The 21,132-nt window shown below is 61.5% G+C and carries 16 protein-coding genes and 1 pseudogene; 8 read left to right on the top strand and 9 right to left on the bottom strand.

Going from position 1 to position 21,132, the window contains the following annotated elements; translation table 11 throughout:
• The first annotated feature begins 21 nt into the window (after positions 1–21).
• The 7 genes from cyoA to ABID59_RS31845 are packed head-to-tail and all read left to right on the top strand — an operon-like array spanning position 22 to position 6,937.
• Positions 22–1,182, top strand: a complete 1,161-nt coding sequence (cyoA, locus tag ABID59_RS31875) for a ubiquinol oxidase subunit II (protein ID WP_354085995.1) — start codon at positions 22–24, stop codon at positions 1,180–1,182.
• A 25-nt stretch (positions 1,183–1,207) separates the two neighbouring features.
• Positions 1,208–3,205 (top strand): cytochrome o ubiquinol oxidase subunit I, encoded by a 1,998-nt coding sequence (cyoB, locus tag ABID59_RS31870; RefSeq protein WP_354085994.1) that lies wholly within the window; start codon positions 1,208–1,210, stop codon positions 3,203–3,205.
• On the top strand, positions 3,206–3,835 hold the full coding sequence (cyoC, locus tag ABID59_RS31865) for a cytochrome o ubiquinol oxidase subunit III (protein ID WP_354085993.1): 630 nt from the start codon (positions 3,206–3,208) through the stop codon (positions 3,833–3,835).
• Positions 3,832–4,212: a cytochrome o ubiquinol oxidase subunit IV gene (cyoD, locus tag ABID59_RS31860; RefSeq protein ID WP_148751918.1), complete on the top strand. Its 381-nt coding sequence runs from the start codon at positions 3,832–3,834 to the stop codon at positions 4,210–4,212. The genes cyoC and cyoD overlap by 4 nt, the downstream gene beginning before the upstream one ends.
• 8 nt (positions 4,213–4,220) lie before the next feature.
• The gene (locus tag ABID59_RS31855) at positions 4,221–5,057 is read left to right on the top strand and encodes an SURF1 family protein (RefSeq protein ID WP_354085992.1); all 837 of its coding nucleotides are present in this window, start codon (positions 4,221–4,223) and stop codon (positions 5,055–5,057) included.
• Complete coding sequence (locus tag ABID59_RS31850) at positions 5,029–6,414, top strand: ATP-binding protein (RefSeq protein WP_354085991.1); 1,386 nt, start codon at positions 5,029–5,031, stop codon at positions 6,412–6,414. The genes ABID59_RS31855 and ABID59_RS31850 overlap by 29 nt, the downstream gene beginning before the upstream one ends.
• A complete protein-coding gene (locus ABID59_RS31845) occupies positions 6,404–6,937 on the top strand; it encodes a response regulator transcription factor (RefSeq protein WP_354085990.1) in 534 nt (177 codons plus the stop codon). Before ABID59_RS31850 ends, ABID59_RS31845 begins: the two co-directional genes overlap by 11 nt.
• Before the next feature lie 119 nt (positions 6,938–7,056).
• Here the strand turns inward: ABID59_RS31845 and ABID59_RS31840 are convergent, their stop codons facing one another.
• The 5 genes and pseudogenes from ABID59_RS31840 to ABID59_RS31820 all read right to left on the bottom strand — a co-directional run bounded on the left by ABID59_RS31840 (position 7,057) and on the right by ABID59_RS31820 (position 13,800).
• Positions 7,057–7,893 (bottom strand): CarD family transcriptional regulator, encoded by an 837-nt coding sequence (locus tag ABID59_RS31840; RefSeq protein WP_354037494.1) that lies wholly within the window; start codon positions 7,891–7,893, stop codon positions 7,057–7,059.
• A 350-nt stretch (positions 7,894–8,243) separates the two neighbouring features.
• Entirely contained in the window at positions 8,244–8,582 is a 339-nt protein-coding gene (gene fdxA, locus ABID59_RS31835) for a ferredoxin FdxA (protein ID WP_148751923.1), read from the bottom strand.
• 136 nt (positions 8,583–8,718) lie between these two features.
• Positions 8,719–8,985, bottom strand: a pseudogene (locus ABID59_RS31830) (RNA-binding S4 domain-containing protein); the annotation flags it as partial.
• Positions 8,986–8,995: 10 nt separating this feature from the next.
• The gene (locus tag ABID59_RS31825) at positions 8,996–12,406 is read right to left on the bottom strand and encodes a helicase-related protein (RefSeq protein WP_354085989.1); all 3,411 of its coding nucleotides are present in this window, start codon (positions 12,404–12,406) and stop codon (positions 8,996–8,998) included.
• Between the two features lie 584 nt (positions 12,407–12,990).
• Entirely contained in the window at positions 12,991–13,800 is an 810-nt protein-coding gene (locus ABID59_RS31820) for a DUF3108 domain-containing protein (protein ID WP_354086107.1), read from the bottom strand.
• A 580-nt stretch (positions 13,801–14,380) separates the two neighbouring features.
• Between ABID59_RS31820 and rpmB the strand changes: the two genes are divergently transcribed.
• Positions 14,381–14,686, top strand: a complete 306-nt coding sequence (gene rpmB, locus ABID59_RS31815; protein ID WP_148751926.1) for a 50S ribosomal protein L28 — start codon at positions 14,381–14,383, stop codon at positions 14,684–14,686.
• A gap of 107 nt (positions 14,687–14,793) precedes the next feature.
• Here rpmB and ABID59_RS31810 read toward each other — a convergent pair whose 3' ends face one another.
• The 4 genes from ABID59_RS31810 to ABID59_RS31795 are packed head-to-tail and all read right to left on the bottom strand — an operon-like array spanning position 14,794 to position 21,036.
• Positions 14,794–18,096, bottom strand: a complete 3,303-nt coding sequence (locus ABID59_RS31810; RefSeq protein ID WP_354085988.1) for an SNF2-related protein — start codon at positions 18,094–18,096, stop codon at positions 14,794–14,796.
• A 17-nt stretch (positions 18,097–18,113) separates the two neighbouring features.
• Positions 18,114–19,445, bottom strand: coding sequence for an EH signature domain-containing protein (locus tag ABID59_RS31805; protein ID WP_354085987.1), 1,332 nt, complete (start codon positions 19,443–19,445; stop codon positions 18,114–18,116).
• A gap of 44 nt (positions 19,446–19,489) precedes the next feature.
• Entirely contained in the window at positions 19,490–20,497 is a 1,008-nt protein-coding gene (locus ABID59_RS31800) for an OmpA/MotB family protein (RefSeq protein ID WP_354085986.1), read from the bottom strand.
• 8 nt (positions 20,498–20,505) lie between these two features.
• Complete coding sequence (locus ABID59_RS31795; protein ID WP_354085985.1) at positions 20,506–21,036, bottom strand: hypothetical protein; 531 nt, start codon at positions 21,034–21,036, stop codon at positions 20,506–20,508.
• Positions 21,037–21,132: the final 96 nt, after the last annotated feature.

Raw genomic sequence — 21,132 nt, 5'->3', positions numbered from 1 at the left:
TCATTCTCAAAGGCTCGGCCCGTGTCCCGTTTCAAGATCCTGGCGCTGCTACCCCTGGCAGTTGCGCTCAGCGGCTGCAACTACGTCGTGCTAGCGCCAGCCGGCGATATCGCGGCGCAACAGCGCGACCTCGTCATCATCTCCACCGTCCTGATGCTCCTGATCGTCGTCCCCGTGATGGCGCTGACGGTGCTGTTCGCCTGGCGCTACCGCCAGTCCAACAGCTCGGCCCGCTACGAGCCGGATTGGGACCACTCGACCAAGCTCGAGCTGGTGATCTGGTCGGCGCCGCTGTTGATCATCGTCTGCTTGGGCGCGCTGACCTGGATGGGCACGCATCTGCTCGACCCCTACCGCAACATCGGGCGCATCCATGCAGAACGCGCACTGGATCAGTCCAAGGCTCCGCTCGAAGTCGATGTCGTCGCGCTCGACTGGAAGTGGCTCTTTATCTACCCCGATTACGGCATCGCCACCGTCAACGATCTGGCCGCGCCGGTGGATCGCCCGATCAACTTCCACATCACCGCGTCTTCGGTGATGAACTCGTTCTACATTCCGGCACTCGCCGGCCAGATCTACGCGATGCCGGGCATGGAGACGTCGCTCCACGCCGTGATCAACCATGCCGGTACCTACAAAGGTTTCTCGGCGAACTATAGCGGCGCTGGCTTCTCCGGCATGCACTTCAACTTCCACGGCCTCGACGACAAAGGCTTTGACGCCTGGATCGCCCAGGCCAAATCGGCCGGCGGCTCGCTCGGCCGCGCCGAATATCTCCAGCTCGAGAAACCGAGCGAGAACGAGCCGGTGCGCCGCTACGGCACGGTCGATGCCGATCTCTACCGCCTGATCCTCAACATGTGCGTCGAGACCGGCAAGATGTGCCAGAGCGAAATGATGGCGATCGATGCCAAGGGCGGTCTCGGCCATGAAGGCGTGAACAACACCCTGCCGCTGGCCTACGACAAGTACGCCCGCCGCGGCACTGTGCTCGGGCCCGAGCCGACCTTCGTCGCCGGCACCTGCACGCCGGATGCGCCGCAAGGCCAGACCACGGCCGCGATCAAGGCGCCGCTGGATACCGCGCCGCTCTTAGGTGCCGGCCTGAAGCGACCGACCTTCGCGCCGCTGAAGTCCTCGTCCTTCTTCCTCGGACAACGTCCCAAGTCAGACTCCTGACGTCAGACTCCTAAAGAGAGCTCGCATGTCTCCTGATCTTCTCAAGCTTATCTTCGGCCGTCTCGGCCTCGATTCGCTACCGCTGCACGAGCCGATCCTGGTCGCTACCTTCGTGATGGTCGCGCTTGGCGGCGGCGCGCTGTTCGCCGGCGTCACCTATTTCCGCCTCTGGGGCTATCTGTGGCGCGAGTGGTTCACCACTGTCGACCACAAGCGCATCGGCATCATGTACATGATCCTCGGCATCGTGATGCTGCTGCGTGGCTTCGCCGACGCGCTGATGATGCGCGCCCAGCAGGCGCTCGCGTTCGGCGGCTCCGATGGCTTCCTCCCCGCCCATCACTACGATCAGGTCTTCACCGCCCACGGCGTGATCATGATCTTCTTCGTGGCGATGCCGCTGGTGACGGGCCTGATGAACTACGTCGTGCCGCTGCAGATCGGCGCGCGCGACGTGTCGTTCCCGTTCCTCAACAATTTCAGCTTCTGGATGACGGTCGGCGGCGCGGTGCTGGTGATGGCTTCGCTGTTCATCGGCGAATTCGCCCGCACCGGCTGGCTCGCCTATCCGCCGCTGTCGAACATCGGCTACAGTCCTGATGTCGGCGTCGATTATTACATCTGGGCGCTGCAGGTGGCCGGCGTCGGGACGACATTATCGGGCATCAACCTGATCTGCACCATCGTCAAGCTGCGCTGCCCCGGCATGACCATGATGAAGATGCCGGTGTTCACCTGGACTGCGCTCTGCACCAACATCCTGATCGTCGCCTCCTTCCCCGTCCTGACCGTCGTGCTCGCGCTGCTCTCGCTCGATCGCTACGTCGGCACCAACTTCTTCACGAACGATTTCGGCGGCAGCCCGATGATGTACGTGAACCTGATCTGGATCTGGGGCCATCCCGAGGTCTACATCCTGGTTCTCCCCGCCTTCGGCATCTTCTCGGAAGTGACCTCGACCTTCTCCGGCAAGCGGCTGTTCGGCTACACCTCGATGGTCTACGCCACGGTCGTCATCACCATCCTGTCCTACCTGGTCTGGCTGCACCACTTCTTCACGATGGGGTCGGGCGCCAGCGTGAACTCGTTCTTCGGCATCACCACGATGATCATCTCGATCCCGACGGGCGCGAAGATGTTCAACTGGCTGTTCACGATGTATCGCGGCCGCATCCGCTTCGAGCTGCCGATGCTGTGGACGATCGCCTTCATGCTGACCTTCGTGCTCGGCGGCATGACTGGCGTTCTGCTCGCAGTCCCCCCGGCCGACTTCGTCCTGCACAACAGCCTGTTCCTGATCGCGCATTTCCACAACGTGATCATCGGCGGCGTGGTGTTCGGCGCATTCGCCGGCATCAACTACTGGTTCCCGAAGGCGTTCGGCTTCAAGCTCGATCCGTTCTGGGGCAAGCTGTCGTTCTGGTTCTGGGTCACCGGCTTCTACATGGCCTTCATGCCGCTCTATGTGCTCGGCCTGATGGGCGTGACCCGCCGCCTGCGCGTGTTCGACGATCCCTCGCTCCAGATCTGGTTCGTCATCGCCGCGATCGGCGCCGGCCTTGTCTTCCTCGGTATCCTCAGCATGCTGATGCAGTTCGCGGTCTCCTTCCTCAGGCGGGAGCAGCTCAAAGACGTCACCGGCGATCCCTGGGACGCCCGCACGCTGGAATGGGCGACCTCCTCGCCCCCGCCGGACTACAACTTCGCCTTCACCCCCGTCGTTCACGACAACGACGCCTGGTGGGACATGAAGAGGCGCGGCTACCAGCGTCCGCTCACCGGGTTCAAGCCGATCCACATGCCCAGCAGCACCGGCACCGGAATCATCCTCGCCGGCCTCGCCACCGCGATGGGATTCGGCCTGATCTGGTACATCTGGTGGCTGGCGGCTGCGAGCTTCATCGCGATGCTCGCCGTCGGGATCGGCCACACCTTCAACTATCACCGCGACTTCGACATTCCGGCTGACGACGTCATCCGGGCCGAGGACGCGCGTACCAAACTGCTCGCCGGAGCCAAATAAATGACTGTCGCTGTCAATCCCTCGCAAACCGGCGAGCCGGTCTTCTACCTCGCCGACGAACATCCGCATCCGGAAGGCTACAGCACCTCGCTCGGCTTCTGGATCTACCTGATGAGCGACTGCCTCATCTTCGCGATGCTGTTCGCCGCCTTCGGCGTGCTCGGCGCCAACTACGCCGCCGGGCCTGCGCCGAAGGACCTGTTCGACCTCAACCTGGTCGCGGTGAACACCTCGATGCTGCTGCTGTCGTCGATCACCTATGGTTTTGCGATGCTGACGATGCAGCAGAACAAGATCGCCCAGACGCAGATGTGGCTCCTGATCACCGGCCTGTTCGGCGTCGCCTTCATCAGCATCGAGCTCACCGAGTTCGCTCACATGATCCATGAAGGCGCCACGCCGCAGCGCAGCGCCTTCCTGTCCTCCTTCTTCACCCTGGTCGGCACCCACGGCCTCCACGTCTCCTGCGGCCTGATCTGGCTGGTGACCCTGATGGTGCAGGTCTGGCGTTTCGGCCTGATCGAGGCCAACCGCCGTCGCCTGATGTGCCTGTCGATGTTCTGGCACTTCCTCGACGTGGTCTGGATCGGCGTCTTCACCTTCGTCTATCTCCTGGGAGTTCTGCGATGAACACCGACACCCACGCCGCCCACGCGCACGACCATCACCACGACGACGGCCACGCCCATGGCACGTTCTCGACCTACATGCTCGGCTTCGTGCTCTCGGTGGTGCTCACCGCGATCCCGTTCTGGCTGGTGATGAGCGGGACGCTGCCGAGCAAGCAGATCACCGCACTGGTCATCATGGCCTTTGCGGTCGTCCAGATCGTCGTGCACATGATCTACTTCCTGCACATGAGCCCCAAGTCCGAGAACGGCTGGAGCATGATGGCACTGATATTCACCATCGTGATGGTGGTGATCGCGCTGTCCGGCTCGCTGTGGGTGATGAACCACCTCAACAGCAACATGATGCCGATGCACGAGATGACGGGAATGAAGTGAGCGATCCCGTGAGACCCGAGGATAACGAACCGCGCAGCGCCGCGGGGGCTGCGCGTCCGTCCCTATGGCTCACGATTCCCTCGCTCTCCGCCTTCGTTGTTCTGATCGCCCTTGGCGTCTGGCAGGTCGAGCGCCGTGCCTGGAAGCTCGCGCTGATCGACCGCGTCGAGCAGCGCGTTCATGCCGCGGCTCAGCCGATCCCCGCGCGCGCAGCCTGGCTGGCGATCACCGCCGCAGGCGACGAATACCGGCACGTCAACCTCTCCGGCCGCTTCCTGCACGACCGCGAGACCCTGGTTCAGGCCGTCACCGAGGACGGCCCTGGCTATTGGGTGCTGACGCCGCTCCAGCGCAGCGACGGCACGCTTGTGCTGATCAACCGCGGCTTCGTGCCATCCGAGCGGCGCGACGCATCGACGCGCCAGGGCGGCAATCCGGACGGCCAGGTCGAAATCACCGGTCTCTTGCGCATCACGGAGCCGAAAGGCGGTTTTCTCAGGGACAACGTGCCCCAGCACAACCGCTGGTACTCGCGGGATGTCGCCGCGATTGCGGCCGCGCGCGACCTCCAGAACGTTGCGCCGTTCTTCGTCGATGCCGACGCCGGATCACAATCCGGCAGCGGTCCAATCGGCGGATTGACCGTGGTCCGCTTTCCCAATAACCACCTGATCTACGCGCTGACGTGGTTTGCCCTGGCTTTCATGCTGGCCGGTAGACTTCTCGTCACATTCGGCGGCGGGCTGTTCCGCCGCAAACGCTTCGTCCACGAAACGGCCGGCGGGTCGGATGCCTCCGCCCGCAGGACGGGATCAGATGCTGGAACGATCGTCGAACCGACCTGACGACGGGAACACTTACGGCGAGCTGGCGGTCACGCTGCAATCGCAGGCGGACGCGCGCAGCGAGCTGATCGGCGCGGCCCCCACTGACGACGAGACCAACCGCAAGAACATGGCGCTGCTGATCCAGCTGCGCTGGACCGCGGTGGTCGGCCAGATCGTCACCATCGGCGGCGTGCATTTCTGGCTCGGCATTCCGCTGCCCCTCACCCGCATGGGCGCGGTGATCGGCGCGCTGGTGCTGCTCAATGTCTCGAGCCTGGTCTGGGTGCGCCATCGCGCCGCGATCACCAACAACGAGCTCTTGGTCGCGCTGATGCTGGATGTCGCCGCGCTGACCGCGCAGCTTTACCTGAGCGGCGGCGCCACCAATCCCTTCACCTCGCTGTTCCTGCTCCAGGTCACGCTCGGCGCGGTGCTGCTCGATGCCCGCTCGACCTGGTCGCTGGTGGCGCTGAGCTGCGCGAGCTTCGTGTGGCTGACGATGGCCTACCGGCCGCTCGACCTGCCGCCGAATCCGCTGAGCGAGACCTACACGCTCACCGTCACCGGTATGCTGCTGGGCTTCATCCTCAACGCCGTGCTGCTGGTCGTGTTCGTCACCCGCATCAACAGGAATTTGCGCGAGCGCGACGCGCATCTGGCGGCGCTGCGCCAGCACGCGGCCGAGCAGGATCACATCGTCCGTATGGGCCTGCTCGCCTCCGGTGCAGCGCATGAGCTCGGCACGCCGCTCGCCTCGCTCTCGGTCATCCTCAGCGACTGGCGCCGCATGCCGGATCTCGCCGCCGATCAGGAGCTCGCCGAGGACCTCACGGAGATGGAAACCTCGCTGCAACGCTGCAAGACGATCGTGACGGGCATTCTCGTGTCGGCCGGCGAAGCCCGCGGCGAGGGATCCTCGCCGACGACGGTGACCGCCTTCGTCACCGCACTGGTCGAAGAATGGCGCGACGCCCGCTCGGCGCGCACACTGTATTTCGTCAATACCTTTGGCGAGGACGTCGCGATCGTCTCGGACATCGCGCTGAAGCAGGTGATCTTCAACGTCCTCGACAACGCCTATGAAATCTCGCGCGGGTGGGTGGAGCTGCTCGCCGAACGCGAGGGCGACAATCTGGTGCTCTCGATCAGCGACCGCGGCCCGGGCTTCGCGCCTGAAATGCTGGCACAGCTCGGAAAGCCCTACCAGTCGAGCAAGGGCCGCGCCGGCGGCGGGCTCGGCCTGTTCCTGGTGGTCAACGTGGTGCGCAAGCTGGGTGGCAGCGTGACCGCCGAGAACCACCGGAAGCGCGGCGCCACCGTGCGCCTGACGCTGCCGCTCACCACGCTCGCGATCGGAGGCAGCTTTGACGCCTGACCGTTCGCTCATCGTCGTCGAGGACGACGATGGTTTTGCGCGCACGCTGAAACGCTCATTCGAGCGCCGCGGCTACGAGGTCGTGCTCGCCGCCTCGATCGAGGAGGTCCGGAAAGTTCTGGAGGACCGATCCTTCGGCTATGCCGTGGTCGACCTCAAGCTCGGCGGCGCCTCCGGCCTTGCCTGTGTCGATCTGCTGCATACCCACGACGAGGAGATGCTGATCGTGGTGCTGACGGGCTTCGCGAGCATCTCGACCGCCGTCGAGGCCATCAAGCTCGGCGCTTGCCACTACCTCGCAAAACCCTCCAACACCGACGACATCGAGGCCGCCTTCAACAAGGCCGCAGGTAACGCCGACGTCGCGCTGGACGTGCGGCCGACCTCGATCAAGACGCTCGAATGGGAGCGCATCCACCAGACGCTGATCGAGACGGACTTCAATATCTCGGAGGCCGCGAGAAGGCTGGGCATGCACCGGCGCACGCTGGCACGAAAGCTCGAGAAGCGGCCGGTGAAATGAGCCGACGCCTCACTTCGCAGGGTGGGTTAGCGAGGCTAACCACCCTACGAAGCTACAAATCCAAAAACAAAAGCCCGGCCGAACGGCCGGGCTTTTGAACTGTTAGAAGCGAGAGCGGCTTATGCGGCCTCGTCGGCGACGGTGGTGTCGTCGCCGTCGGTATCGCCCTCGGCATCCGCCTCGCCTTCGCCCTCGGCGGCTTCCGCCTTGGCGTTGCGGCGCGGGCTCTTGGCGAGCTGGGCCTCGATCTCCTTGACCGCTTCGGTCTCGGTCGAGTGCTGCACCACCGCGATCTCGCGGGAGAGACGATCGAGCGCCGCTTCGTAGAGCTGACGTTCAGAGTAGGACTGCTCCGGCTGCGACTCCGAGCGATAGAGATCGCGCACGACTTCCGCAATCGCGACGATGTCGCCCGAGTTGATCTTCGCTTCGTATTCCTGGGCGCGGCGCGACCACATGGTGCGCTTGACGCGGGCGCGGCCCTTGAGCGTCTCCAGCGCCTTCTTCACCAGCGCGGGCTCGGACAGCTTGCGCATGCCGACGTTGGCCACCTTGGCGGTCGGAACGCGCAACGTCATCTTGTCCTTGATGAAGTTGATGACGAACAGCTCGAGCTTCGCGCCGGCAATCTCCTGCTCCTCGATGGCCAGGATCTGGCCGACGCCGTGAGCGGGATAGACGACGAATTCATTGGCCCTGAAGCCCTGACGCTGGGTCACGACCTTCTTTTCCTCGACCTTCGGCGCGGGTGCAGCGGCCTTCACGGCCGGCTTGGCAGCAGCAACGGGAGCCTTGGCAGGGGCGGCAGCAACAGGAGCCTTCGGAGCAACAGGCTTGGCAGCAGGAGTCTTGGCAGCAACAGGCTTCGTAGCGGGAGCCTTGGCAGCGGGAGCCTTGGCGGCAGCAGGCTTGGCAACGGTCGCTTTCGCGGCCGGTTTGGCAGTCTTGTGAGGCATTGCGCTTCTTTTGTTCTTCGAGGACTTTGCAGCCGGCGGCGCCTTGGCAGCGGCCCGACCCTTGGATGCGCTACGGCTGGCCGCGGCGACTTTTTTGGCCTCCTTATGGGAAGCCCTCGCTGAAGTACTCTTTTTACGCGTTTTCTGTGACACAGCCTGCGCGCGGAAACTGCCACGCCCCTGTTCGACATCTGGTTTCACGGGAACCCGGCGGAGCCAACAGGGCTGACGAGGGGTTCGGGTTAATGTGCCCAATATAGCACATTTCCCGCAAAAATCAATGATTTAGGGGTCGTGAGGGCTGGTTTTCGACGCTGACGAAGGTATTAGGGTTAAGTTTGCGCCGGAATTTAGTCTCCGGAGCCGGGGTTCGGAGAAAAATATTTCTCGAACTTCCCTTCCATCCCGTCGAATTCCTTCGCGTCGTCGGGTGATTCTTTCTTCTGGGTGATGTTCGGCCAGCTCTTGGCGTAGTCGGCGTTGACCTGGAGCCACTTTTCCAGGCCCGGTTCCGTGTCCGGCTTGATGGCGTCGGCTGGGCATTCCGGCTCGCACACGCCGCAGTCGATACACTCATCCGGGTGGATGACGAGCATGTTCTCGCCCTCGTAGAAACAGTCGACCGGGCAGACCTCTACGCAGTCGGTGTACTTGCACTTGATGCAGGCTTCAGTGACGACGTAAGTCATCCAACGCTCCGAAAAGCTCTTTTAAAAGTCGCGGCTTGCGTAGCGCGGATGGCCCGGCGCTGCAAGGTCGGGAAGCCCCGATCATGCGGGCTTTGTGTGGTTGATCGACCAAGAAATGAACCGAAAACGCAATTAATTACTCTTTGCGTTCACTGAGCTCCTCGTAGAGCACGCGCGCCGAGGCTGCATCGCCGCGGCGCGCATTGAAGCCGGTCACCTTCAACACACGTACGGCGCGATCGAGCGCGACGGTGATGACGTCGCCGACCTTGACCGCGTGGCCCGGCGATTTCTCGCGTGTGCCGTTGACGCGGACGTGACCGGACTCGACGAGCTCAGCCGCGGAGGTGCGCGCCTTTACCACCCGCGCGTGCCACAGCCATTTGTCGAGGCGCTGCCGCTCGGTCGTGGGATCACTCCTTGCGACCGGACAGCTGCTCCTTCAGCGCAGCGAGCTTGGCGAAGGGCGAGTTCGGATCGACGGGGCGATCGCGCTCGCGCGGGTTCGCGCTCGAGGCGTAGGGACGCAGCGACGGACCACCCTGACGGTCGCGGCCCTTGTCGCGGTCGCGGCCACGATTGTCGCGGCCCTTGTCGCGATCACCGCCGAACTTCTTGTTGTCGCGGTTGCGATCCTTGTTGTCGCGGTCCTTGCCCTGGAAGCTGCGATTCCTGTCGTCGCGCCCTTCCTGACGCGGCGCACCTTCGGCACCACCTTCGCGCGGCTTGCGGAAGTCCTTAGCCCCGTCTCTGCGATGACCGCCGTGGCGATGACGCTGCTCGCGCTTCTCGCCATCGGCCGCCTGCGCGGCTTCGCCTTCCGCGGGCGCGGCGCCAGCTTCAGCACCGGCCTGCGGACGCTGGTTGTTGTGGCGCTGATGACGATGGCGCTCGTGGCGCGGCTTGCGATCCTCGTGACGGCCACCGGGACGCCAGACTTCGACGAGTTCCGGCTCGGCAGGCGCCGCAGCAGCCTCGGGCGCCGCCGCAGCCTCAGGTGCAGCAGCATCGGGCGATGCGGCAGCTTCGGTTGCAGCGATCTCGGCAGGAGCGGCTTCAGTGGCAGCCTCCGCAGGCGCAGCAGCCTCTTCCGCCGGCGGCGCGATGCCGGGGGCATCTTCGGGCGTGACGGGTGCTTCGGGCGACGCTTCGAGCGCCGGCTCTTCGTGCGCTCCCTCGTCATGCGGCTCCAGGCCGGGCGCGTCTTCGACGGTGACGGCTTCGATCGCGGCATCTGCGGGCGCTGCGGCATCTGCGGGCGCCGCGGCCTCCTCGGTCGCGGGCGTTTCTGCGGAAGCTTCGGCAGCAAGCGTCTCGGCAGCAGGCGCGACCGGCTTGGGCGGCAGTGGCGCACGCTTCTCCATGCGATAGCCAAGCGCGCGCAGCACCGAGGCAAAATCCTCGCCGGCAGAGCCGGTCAGCGAGGTCATCGCCTGCGTCACCACGAAGCCGCGGCCGTCGAGCGCGCCGGCGGGCTTTTCGCCGGGCGCGTTGTCGCGCCAGGCCAGCGCCGGACGGATCAGGTCGGCCAGGCGCTCCAGGATGTCGACGCGCACGGCGCGCTCGCCGGCCTGCTTGTAGCCGAGCACGCGATAGGCATCGCGCGGCAGCTGCTTGTCGACCGGGAACGAGGTGCGGCCCGACGATGCCAGATGCTGCGCACCTGAAAGCGCCGAAAGATCAACATTGTCCTGCTTCAGCGCCCACAGCAGCGCGGCCAGCGCACGCGCGGCAGGCTTCAGGATGCCGGGGAAATAGATGTGATAGGCGCCGAAGCGGACGCCGTATTTGCGCAAGGTCGCGCGCGAGGGCTGGTCGAGATCCTTCAGCTCGTTGGCGATCTTGGGACGCTCCAGCACGCCGAGCGCCTCGACGAGCTGGTAGGCGATGCCGCGGGCAATGCCGGTGACGTCTTCGGCCTTCGACAGTTCGAACATCGGCCCGAGCAGCTTTTCGATGTGCGTCTTGAGCCAGAGGTCGAGCCGGGCCTGCACCTTCTCGCGGGGGCTACCTGTCAGCCGCTCGTCCGAGATGATGCGGATGCGCGGGTGCAGCGCCTCCTCTGCGGCGGTCAGCCGCGCCACTGCGTCGCCGGTCCAGCGGATGGTGCCGTCCGAGGTCAGCACGAACTGATCGTCCGGCGCATTGCCGAGCTTTTCGGCGCGCGTGTTGATCTCGCCGGCGAGCACCGCTTGCGCAGCAGCCTGCAAGGCTTTCGCATCGGAGCCGGCTTCCGCCGCATCCGGTGCAAAGGTGAAGCCATCGAGGCGGCCGATGACATGGCCTTCGACGATGACTTCGCCGGTCTTGCCGATTTCCGTATTCAAGCTCGTGTTCTCCCGCAGGCGGCGCATCAATACACTGGTCCGGCGATCAACGAAACGCTCAGTCAAGCGTTCATGGAGCGCATCCGATAATTTATTTTCGACTTCCCGCGCGATCCCCTGCCAGCGTTCGGGGTCCTTCAGCCAGTCCGGGCGGTTGGCGACGAAGGTCCAGGTGCGAATCTGCGCGATCCGGGCCGAGAGCGTGTCGATGTCGCCGTCGACGCGGTCGGCCTGGTCGACCTGGGCGGCAAACCAGGAATCGGGGATGCAGCCCTTCTGCATCAGGAAGCCGTAGAGCGTGGTGACGAGCTCGGCATGGGCGGCCGGCGACAGCTTTCGGTAGTCCGGGACCTGGCAGGCCTCCCACAGACGTTCCACGGCGGCCTTGCCATGCGCGACATCGCGCACATCGGCGTCGCGGGCGGCGTGGTCGAGCACGCGCATGTCCTCGGCAATGGGTGCCCGCGTCAGCACCTCATGGCCGGGGCCGAGGTTCAGCGAGACCTGGAGCGCGCCGAGCGAGGAGAAATCCAGCTTCGCGTTGCGCCATTGCAGCATCTTCACGGGGTCGAAGATGTGGTTCTGGAGCGCATTCACCAGCTCGGGCTCGAACGGGCCGCAGCGTCCCGTCGTCCCAAAGGTGCCGTTGCGCGTGGCGCGGCCGGCGCGGCCGGCGACCTGCGCGAACTCGGCCGGCGTCAGGCGGCGGAACTGGTAGCCGTCGAACTTGCGGTCGGAGGCAAAGGCGACGTGGTCGACGTCGAGATTGAGGCCCATGCCGACGGCGTCGGTGGCGACGAGATAATCGACGTCGCCGTTCTGGAACATCTCGACTTGCGCGTTCCTGGTGCGTGGGCTGAGCGATCCCAGCACCACGGCGGCGCCGCCATGCTGGCGCCTGATCAGCTCGGCGATGGCGTAGACCTCGTCGGCCGAGAAGGCGACGATCGCGGTGCGGCGCGGCTGGCGCGTGATCTTGCGATCGCCGGCGAATTCCAGCTGCGACAGCCTGGGACGGGTGATCATGGAAACGCCGGGCAGCAGCCGCTCGATGATCGGGCGCATCGTCGCAGCACCCAAGAGCAGCGTCTCGTCGCGGCCGCGGCGGTTGAGGATGCGGTCGGTGAAGACGTGGCCGCGTTCCAGATCCGACGCAATCTGGATCTCGTCGACGGCGAGGAAGGAGACGTCGAGGTCGCGCGGCATCGCCTCGACCGTCGACACCCAGTAACGCGGGTTCTTCGGCTTGATCTTCTCCTCGCCGGTGATCAGCGCGACGGCCTCGGGGCCGACGCGGCCGACGATCTTGTTATAGACCTCGCGCGCGAGCAGCCGCAGCGGCAGGCCGATCATGCCCGAGGAATGCGCGAGCATCCGTTCGATGGCGAGATGGGTCTTGCCGGTGTTGGTCGGCCCGAGCACCGCAGTGACGCCGGCGCCAGGCACGCGATCGGAAAGCGCGCGCTCGGAGGCGAAGGGGGAAGAGGAAAAGGCCATGTCTGAATGATTAGGTAGTGGCGATTGGGGCGAATGTCAGTGCTGTTTGGGGCGGCGAGGTGCTGTCAGCCATGTCTCCGAACGCGGCCAAATTCTCCGCTGCCATGCCCCGGCTTGACCGGGGCATCCAGTACGCCGCGGCCTGTCCGCTCCACCACAACCGCCTCGGCGTACTGGATCGCCCGGTCAAGCCGGGCGATGACACCGATCGTGTGGGAGCAGCTTCCCCAAATCCCGCGCAACTGTCTCACTTTGCGACGCTTTTCCCTGTGGCCTTAAGCTTCGGAACGACTCCAGAACGAATCGCGGCCGAATCGCTGACTCCCCGGTGAGTCCTGTTCCGTTCACGCAACATGTCGCGGGACGCTTGTTTCCATCGCACTAGATGGAGTTTTGGGCTGTCGCACAAGCGACGATGTGGTGGCGGATTTCGTTAAGTTGGGGATGGCGCGGAGTCGAATCAGAATCGGGGAGGAGTCAAATGGATTCCCGAAAACGATGACCCCCACCCCATTTTCGCGAAAACAACCCCATGCACAGTAGCTAAGTCATTGTTATGATTAGGGGGAGCGTCGCAGCGGCGGCTACTGCGTCTTCGCCACCCTTGGCGGCTGGGCGGTAGTGATGAAGCTGGTCGCTTCCAGCATCGCCGGGCCCAGCGGCGTCGGGACTTTCAGCCAGAACGGGACCAGGATCCGCGTGCCCGCCACCGGCGCGAAGGCGATCTCGATGTTGCGCTGGGCGGCGAGGTATTTGATCACGGGGCGGTCGGGGATGTAGCCGGCGACAGGCACGAAGTAGAGCGCGCAGACCACGACCGGGCCGCGATAGCCCTTCTCGGCTTTCACGGTCTCCATGCGCTTGAAATCGAGCTTCAGCTCGTAGCGCATGCGGCCGTCGAACACGGGCGCACTGCCGTGGCAGGCTTCGGGCGACACGGGATCGCCGGTACCTGATACGCGCACCAGCGAGGCTGTCATCGGATCGAACACGCCGCGGCGATGCGCGTCGGTGACGACGATGCGGTCGGCATCGACAGGCGGCTCCGGAATGATGCCGAAATCCTTCACATTGCCCTTGTCGAGGGTGATGTGGATCTCTTCGGTCTTCTTCGAGGTCGTGGTGGAGGCCTGGTAGGCCGATGCGACCAGCGCGCCGTTGACGACGCGCCCCTGCGAGGCGCCGGTGCCGGACCCGCCCGCGAACGACTTCAGGATGCCGGTGGTGCCGCCGGAGGCCGCCGCGGAAAACACGTCGTCCTGGATATCGATGTTCCAGGCGCCGCGTCCGACCGGGATGCCCGACAGCGTCGCCTCGTACTGCGCCTCGAGCTTGCCTTGCGCTGCCGCCGGCTCCGCCGCCCACACCAGCACCAGCCCGCCCATAGCGGCCAGCGCCAGCCGGGCGACAAAAGCCAGCCTGCCGGCCGACTGCAGCCGGGGCAGAAAGAGGGGCGAGGTGTGCACGAGACGATCCAATCGGGACGCGAGTGGGTGTTACTTAAGCCTGTTACGGCCGCAAGCAATGTATCCGGGCACGATAAGCCGGGAACTCACCGGAGTCTTTCGGCGGTGAATACGCCCTTTATGTGATGGTAAGGCATTTCAAACATTGCCGTTTTGGTGATTGAGGATGCGTCAGGGGCGCACACCTCGCCCTGCGCACTCGGCTGTCATGCCCCGGCTCGACCGGGGCATCCAGTACGCCGCGGCCTCTCTGTTCCAGCCGCGCCGCCGGTGGAATACTGGATCGCCCGCCTTCGCGGGCGATGACACCTGAATATGCCGATCGAGATCCCGGGTTCGGGCTCCCGCCCGCCCCGGGACGACGGGCCCAAAACGGCCCGTCGCCTTGACTACCCGCCCCTTCCCCCCTATACGTCCGCCGCTCCCTGCAAGGACAGAGAATTTGCCCCCGTGGCGCCCCGGATGGCGGCCGCAACTCGTTGGGGGCTCGAAACTGAGGATTAGTGACATGTCTCGCCGCTGCGAACTGACGGCCAAGGGCCCCCTCGTCGGCCACAAGGTCAGCCACTCCAACATCAAGACCAAGCGCCGCTTCCTGCCGAACCTGGTCAACGTGACCTTCATCAGCGAAGCGCTGGAGCGCAACGTGCGCCTGCGCGTCTCCACCAACGCGGTGAAGAGCGTCGACCACAATGGCGGCTTAGATGCCTTCCTGCTCAAGGCCAAGGCCGACGTCCTGTCGCCGCGCGCCCTCGAGCTGAAGCGCGCCATCCAGAAGAAGGTCGGCGACGCGCCGGTCAAGAAGGCCAGCTAAGCGAATTTTTGAGTTGGGCGGCGGCTAAATTGCGTCGCGTGGCGTAGGCTTAGCCAAGTAAGAGTTTTGCGTTGCGGCCGGATCGAAAGATCCGGCCGTTTTTGTTTTCAGGAGAGCAATTGTGATGGCCAGCTCGAAACCTCTTCGCGCGCGATCAATTCAATCTTATGCCGCTCTGCCCTGTCCATTGCAGTTCGAGAAAAAGCTCTTGCATTAGTGATCGCGAACAAGCGCGCTTCGGGTGAGTAGTGCGTGCGCGCCCTTAAGAGGTCATTTATCGCGGCGTCGTCACAAAGCGACTCGCTCGACTGCGTATGTTTGCATTGAACTATCAAACACGTGCTGGTCGCTCGATGAATCAGGACCCCGTCCGCCCCTCCATCCCGCGAGCTCGGCGTCCGCGAAACCTCCCAGCCGAGACGCCCACATTGAGCGAGTACCCATCTTTCAAACTCCAATGGCTCCATTCGATCGATCTCATCGATTGATGTCGCGCTTGACGAAGGGCTTGCCCGCCCCAAACCATCAGCAAACCAACTCTGGTCCGCCTTTAAATTCACTTGAGGCATCAACATCCGCTCAGACAACTTGCGCTTGCGAGTGAGCAGTGCGTTTAGCAGTTCATCGAAACTGCCACTTCCATATAGAGGATGAACCGCCATCGGATAGTACACGTTGACGGGCTTCACTTGCCCGATCCTATAAACTCTGTCCGTGCACTGATCCTCCACGGCGGGATTCCACCACCTAGAAAGATGGATCACGTGATTTGCTGCTGTAAGCGTCAATCCGACGCCGCCAGCGCGTGGAGAAAGAATCATCACGTCAAACGTGCCGCGCTCCTCCTGGAATTTGTCCACCAACTTCTGCCGGTTTTCACCAGCGACGTCTCCATTGATTTGCATTGGCCGATGCTTCAGGCCGTACTTGCGCTTGATCATCAATGCAAGATGCGCCTGCAGATCGAGACTCTCCAAGAAAATCAGGACCTTTTCCCGTCTCGCAGCTATCTCATCGAGGATGTCGAAAGTTTCTGATAATCTCGCCGACTGTTCGATGAAAGACCGTTCATCCGCAATCTCGCCCGCAGGCGGCCAGATCGGGTGCAACGATATGCCCCGGAGCATGTGCAGCGTTTCGAGCATCGGCCCAGCGTCGGGCTGCTTTGCTCGCGCCACTGTCTGCGCATAGATCTGCGCTTGGTCTGCCGGCATCTGCCTGCGCCGAATGTGAATCATCTTTTGTGGAAGACCATCGAGCTCGTCTGCCTTCATGCGACGAAGCATCGGCGGGGGCGCGCCGGCAGAATTTGGCGTAAGCATTCGAGCATGAAGTTGCTCCAGGGCAGCCTCATCCTCATGACGGTATTTTTCGCAAAAGGTCTTTAGATCGCCAAGGCTCCCTGGACTGACTATGTCCATGATGCACCAGAGGTCGACCAACTGGTTTTCGATCGGCGTGCCTGTAAGTCCCAGCGTGTAATCGGCGTTAACAGATTTCGCCGCCCGAGTGATAAGCGAAGTGGGCGACTTAACCTTCTGCATTTCATCAAAGACGACGCAGTTAAATCGAATTGCTCCGAAGCTGAGATGATAGTCGCGCAGAGTTTCGTAGGTTGTTAGAATCAGATCGGCTTCTTGAATGCGGCGATTGTCGAGCTCCGGAAATCCTTGATCGTTCGAGACTTTCAAAAGACGTAAGTGACGTCCATATGCCCTACAGATTTCTCCTAAACCCGGCCTATGGAGGTGAATTTCCTGCTCTTTCTCCCAGTTCGCGAGCAGCCCGGTCGGCGACACAATCAACAACGGCCGTCTCGGCGCTCCGAATGAACGAGATGACAACTCGTTTTCGCGGATCCAAGCCAAGAAGCTAAGCGCCTGAAGGGTCTTTCCGAGTCCCATGTCATCTGCAAGAAGGGCACCCGGATATCCATCTCGCCAGCTTGTCTGAAGCCACCTTAAACCAGTGACTTGATGCTTCTTAAGCGTAGATCGAACAGCCGTAGGAACACCTGCTTCACCGCTTTGCCTTGGCTTCGCGGCTCGCTCAAATCCCAAACTTTCGAAATTCTCTTCGACGATCAAAACACGCCGCTCGTCTCGCTGTGCGGGCTCGCCAAAACCAGGAGTTTGGTCCGGCGAAATATTGGGACGCACAATGCCGAGCAGTTCCGCTATTGATTGTTCGGCCTCCTTAGTCGCCGGGATCTGAACCTGATCGGAACCAAAATTGACAAATGTCTTGCCACCATCAATTGCCTCACGAATGCTCTCACGAAGCGGAGCCAAATCGTCGACCGTCAACGAAATGTACTGATCGCCGATACGAAGTCCAAACTTCTCAGGTAGCCAGTCGTTGGGCTCCTTTTTGATCCAAGGAATTATGGGCGGCACCCAGATGCCCACATCAACTACTCGCGCCGAGTACTGCTCAGTTTCAATGAACAGTGCGTCTATCTCATCTTCAGTTATCGATTCCGACAACCCTTCCTTCAGGTAAAGCTGCGGCGACTGAACGAACCTCTTTCGAGTTGCTGCGTCCGCTCGCTGCACGTTACGAACGATGGCTACCGCCTCTTGAAGCGGCTTATCCAAATATACGTAAACTCCGCTCTCAATAAGATACGACGCCCTTGCGCTCTGAGAAGACCGGAAGCGATCGCGCGCGAATATCTCCTGCTGATGTCCGGTAAGCAATCCTTCAGTTTCGCTTATGGGTTCATCCTTTGCTTGGCTCGCTTGTGCGCGGCGCCCAAAGAGCACGGGGTCGAAGTCAAATTCTCGACCATCGGTCCTCAAACTGAGGGAGAATGCCGTCGCGTGCAAAACACGAAAGCTGGAGAAATATCTGTCGACAGATAGTTGAGCTTGTGCCTCTTCCGGGATCAGAGCCTGCAGGCGCGCGAGTGCGGCCATGCGCAGCGGCTGATCCGCAGGCGGCGTCCTACCAAATTCGTCTATTGCATTCACCATACTGTACAGCGGCTCAGACAAGCGGTAGGTCCCCCCATCGACGATGAGGCGGCACCCCATTCGATCCACCCTGAGAGGGCGGTTTCCCGGGCCAATCCATCGATAGAGAATTCGAAAATCTGCCTCTGTAATTAGGCCCCTTGTCTCAATTTGCAGCGGAGCCTTGGTTGTCGGCGGCAGCCCTAACCCAAGCGCTTGCGGCTCCGTCATCGACGCGGCTACGTCATGGCCGAGAATGACAGCGTCATCGGTCTGAGAAATGAGATTCGCATCGGCAAGTGCGAGAACGTGAGAAACACTGACGAAAGCTTGGCCATGAGTGTGTGCCGCCCAATCTTCGACAGGCACAATTTTTGCCCGTCCGATTATCGGCTTCTGCACCAAACGCAGCTTCAAGCCTTCGATGTCGAACTCGTGCTGAAAATGAATACTCATGATTTCGATTTACATTGCTAACGGGGTAAGAACTCTGACTCGCTCAATCGAATACCGGTGTGTCTGCGAATGTATGCTTCCGCGCGGCTCTGCCATCCGCCTGGGGGGAGATGTGGCGTTTCGAAGTCTGGCCCCACTCGCAATTGGTTTGCGACATAAGAGGGCAGGCCAAACTGCGGTGCGGATCGATCTCCACTACGCCAAACACGAAGTTTCCCATTGTGGCTCCAATCCGCAACCACGAGGTCGCCAATACTCAGCAGTAGCACTGCATGGTCGGAACTCGCTTCCCTGAGAGAGGCAAATCTACGCATCAGCGTATCCGATGTGCTTTCCGAAATCTGTCGGGCCACCCGGGCACCATCAACTCCAAAGGCAACCCACGCGTTTGAGACTACTTGTTTTTCGACGTAAGCTCCCCAAAACGCACGCCGATCGTCCCACTGGTGTCTAGGCGCAACACGGTCCACTACCCTTAGGAATTGCTCCAATGTCGCTTGCGCCAACCAACGGATCAACACGGCTCGCGCCGTTTCGTCCGTAGTCACCCAAGAACTACGATCGATTCGCGGATCGCCCAAATCGTCTAATAGAAAGTTTTGTATCTTTAGCCGAAGCAGTTGATCAGGCTCGACATCGATGAACGGCAGAAGCAACGCGTTCGCGACCGCTCCACGATACTTGAAGAAGGGCGTTTCTATCCCACCCAATCGCCCCCAGGCGATAGCACGGTCGACATCTTCCAAGCTGGGAATGCGGGATAGTCGCGCCTGAATCACTTCCAACGCGCTTAAAAGCACGTACGCGGACAACCCTTCGACGGCCAAAGGACCAGTCAGCCCGAATTCACCTAATTTTTCGCGAGGAGACGAGGTCGCGAAAGTATGCTCGGCGATCTCCCTGGGTGCTCTTTTCGGAGAGAATATGCCAACGAGGCGCTGACGCTCGGACCACAATCGGTGGGTTCCAGCTTTTGAGACCTCCTCTTCCAAAAATTGTCCGAGACGGGCAATCCTTGAATCGACTGGATCGAAATAGCGACAGTAGTTGTAGATCAAACGCCTGATTGCCATTCTGTTTCGGAGCAGACGCAACGCACCTAGATATTGCTCGATGAACTCTCTGTCCTGAGCCATCGAATATCGAGGATCGAACAGGCAATTCGCGGCATAACGCAGGTCACGGGGCGACAGCCCTGCCACCGTCCTCGACAGAGTAGCCGACCTTAGCCTCGCAACAAGCGCATCGTAATCAACCTCGTTGACCGATCGAGATTCTTTGTACTTTTCGCTGGCTCGATCGTAAGCACCATCGATATGGAGTTTTGTCGGCGCCTTTGGCAGCCGCAAGATTCGGCGCGCCCCCCTCAGTTGGCCCAACCGCTCTCGAAGCCTCACTGCGACTTTCCCTGCTGGATGTCACGTTGCATTTGCCGGGCCTCATCCGACTTCAGTGTAGCCATTAGTATCCGGAGATCGACCCTTCGATTTCTCTGCTTGTACTGCTCATTCGTCTCGCCGGCTTCTCGCTCCAGTGGCCGTGTATCGCCGTACCCCGACACACTCAGGACGGGCGTTCCCGTAGGGCTTCTAAATCGCATGAGATCCTGCTGAATCTTGAGCAACTCGCGAAAGGTACTCGTTGCCCGGAGGGCCGAGAGATCTAGATTGTCGCGAGGCGGGACGTTGCTACGAGTTTGGACAATTGAGGGAGATGGCGCCGGCGCGCCGGAGGGACTTGATGAAGGAAGAAACGATGAACGAACGCCAGCTTGTTGCGACGGAGATTGGGCCGCTGTTGCGCGATTGGGCGGCGCCACGCGCAACTGATTAGTAACAGTGGCGACAGGATTGGGCAGCGAGCGAAATGGATCTGCATCAGCATGGCCTTCGATGAAGATCGCTTCGATTTTTGCTTTGGTACTGGGACAATTACCTTGCGGCGATTGCACCGTCGAAGTGTAGCACGGCAAGACATGATCGAGTGCTTTTGCAAGAGACCTTAGGGCCCCAAGGCCCCGTGTCTTAACTTCCCAGCTCGACCTTTCGAATAGAACGTCTTCCGGCAGACGGAGTATTCCATCATTTCTGACTACAAAGACAGTAATCCCATCCTTTTTCAGTTCTCCTTCAAGTTCGTCGAGAATTGCGCGACGAGCCAGTTCACTGTCCTTCAACTCATCAATGAGCGCATCTTGTCGCTTCGTGGTCGAGACAAGGTTTTCAGTTGCTTCGCTCTGCTTCTTACTTTCCTCAACCTGAGTCTGCGTCGCTTGCTGAAACCGCGTAGCAAAGAACATCAACATAATAATGAAAATGAAGAGAAGACCGATGATCACATCCGTCATAGATGCGAAGTAGCTTTCCTCGTCCTCTGGCACCACGTTGTTGCGCGAGACCATTGCAAGACCTAGCCAGTTATAGACTCAGCTGCGGCGTTCACTCTAAATCTCGCGGTCGCATGTTCTATCGTTTGAGCAAACTCAAGAAGTTCATCGATACCGCCGCCCAGCCGATCGACCGATCCTGACAGCTTCTCGTCGATCCGCTCGACAAACGTATTAAGCAAATCGATTGCATCCTGCACCGATTTGACAATTTGTTCGATCACCGAGCTAAGGCTTTCATCGACATTGGCAAATCTGCTTTCGTAGTCCTCCCATTGCTTGGCTGTCGCCGCCAAAGAAGACTGCAACATATCCGCGACTTGACGCATCTCGCCGTGGGTACGAGCAGCGCTCTCATCCATCGCCTTCGCTGCGATACTCAAGCGATCCGATGCAGAAGCGATCTGGCGAGAAGTCTCAGCAAGGGGCTCGCTGGCATCCTTGACAGAGTTTGCAGTGGAAGCGATCGAAGAGAGTATTTGCTGCAGCTCTGCACCGGATTGCGCGACATGGTGCGCCAAGCCCGAGCCGCTGCTTGTCAATTGTGAATTCATTTGCTCTAGAGCGTTAGCCCATCTGACTGAATCGTTGGGGATTCACAAATCAGCGTTTTGGTGATTCAAGCTACCCGCCGGGACGGGAGGCCGGCG

It is taken from the genome of Bradyrhizobium sp. S3.3.6, from assembly GCF_040546905.1.
Lineage (GTDB): Bacteria > Pseudomonadota > Alphaproteobacteria > Rhizobiales > Xanthobacteraceae > Bradyrhizobium > Bradyrhizobium cytisi.
Note: the sequence above shows the minus strand (reverse complement) of the source record. Positions and strands in the feature narration are given on the sequence as shown.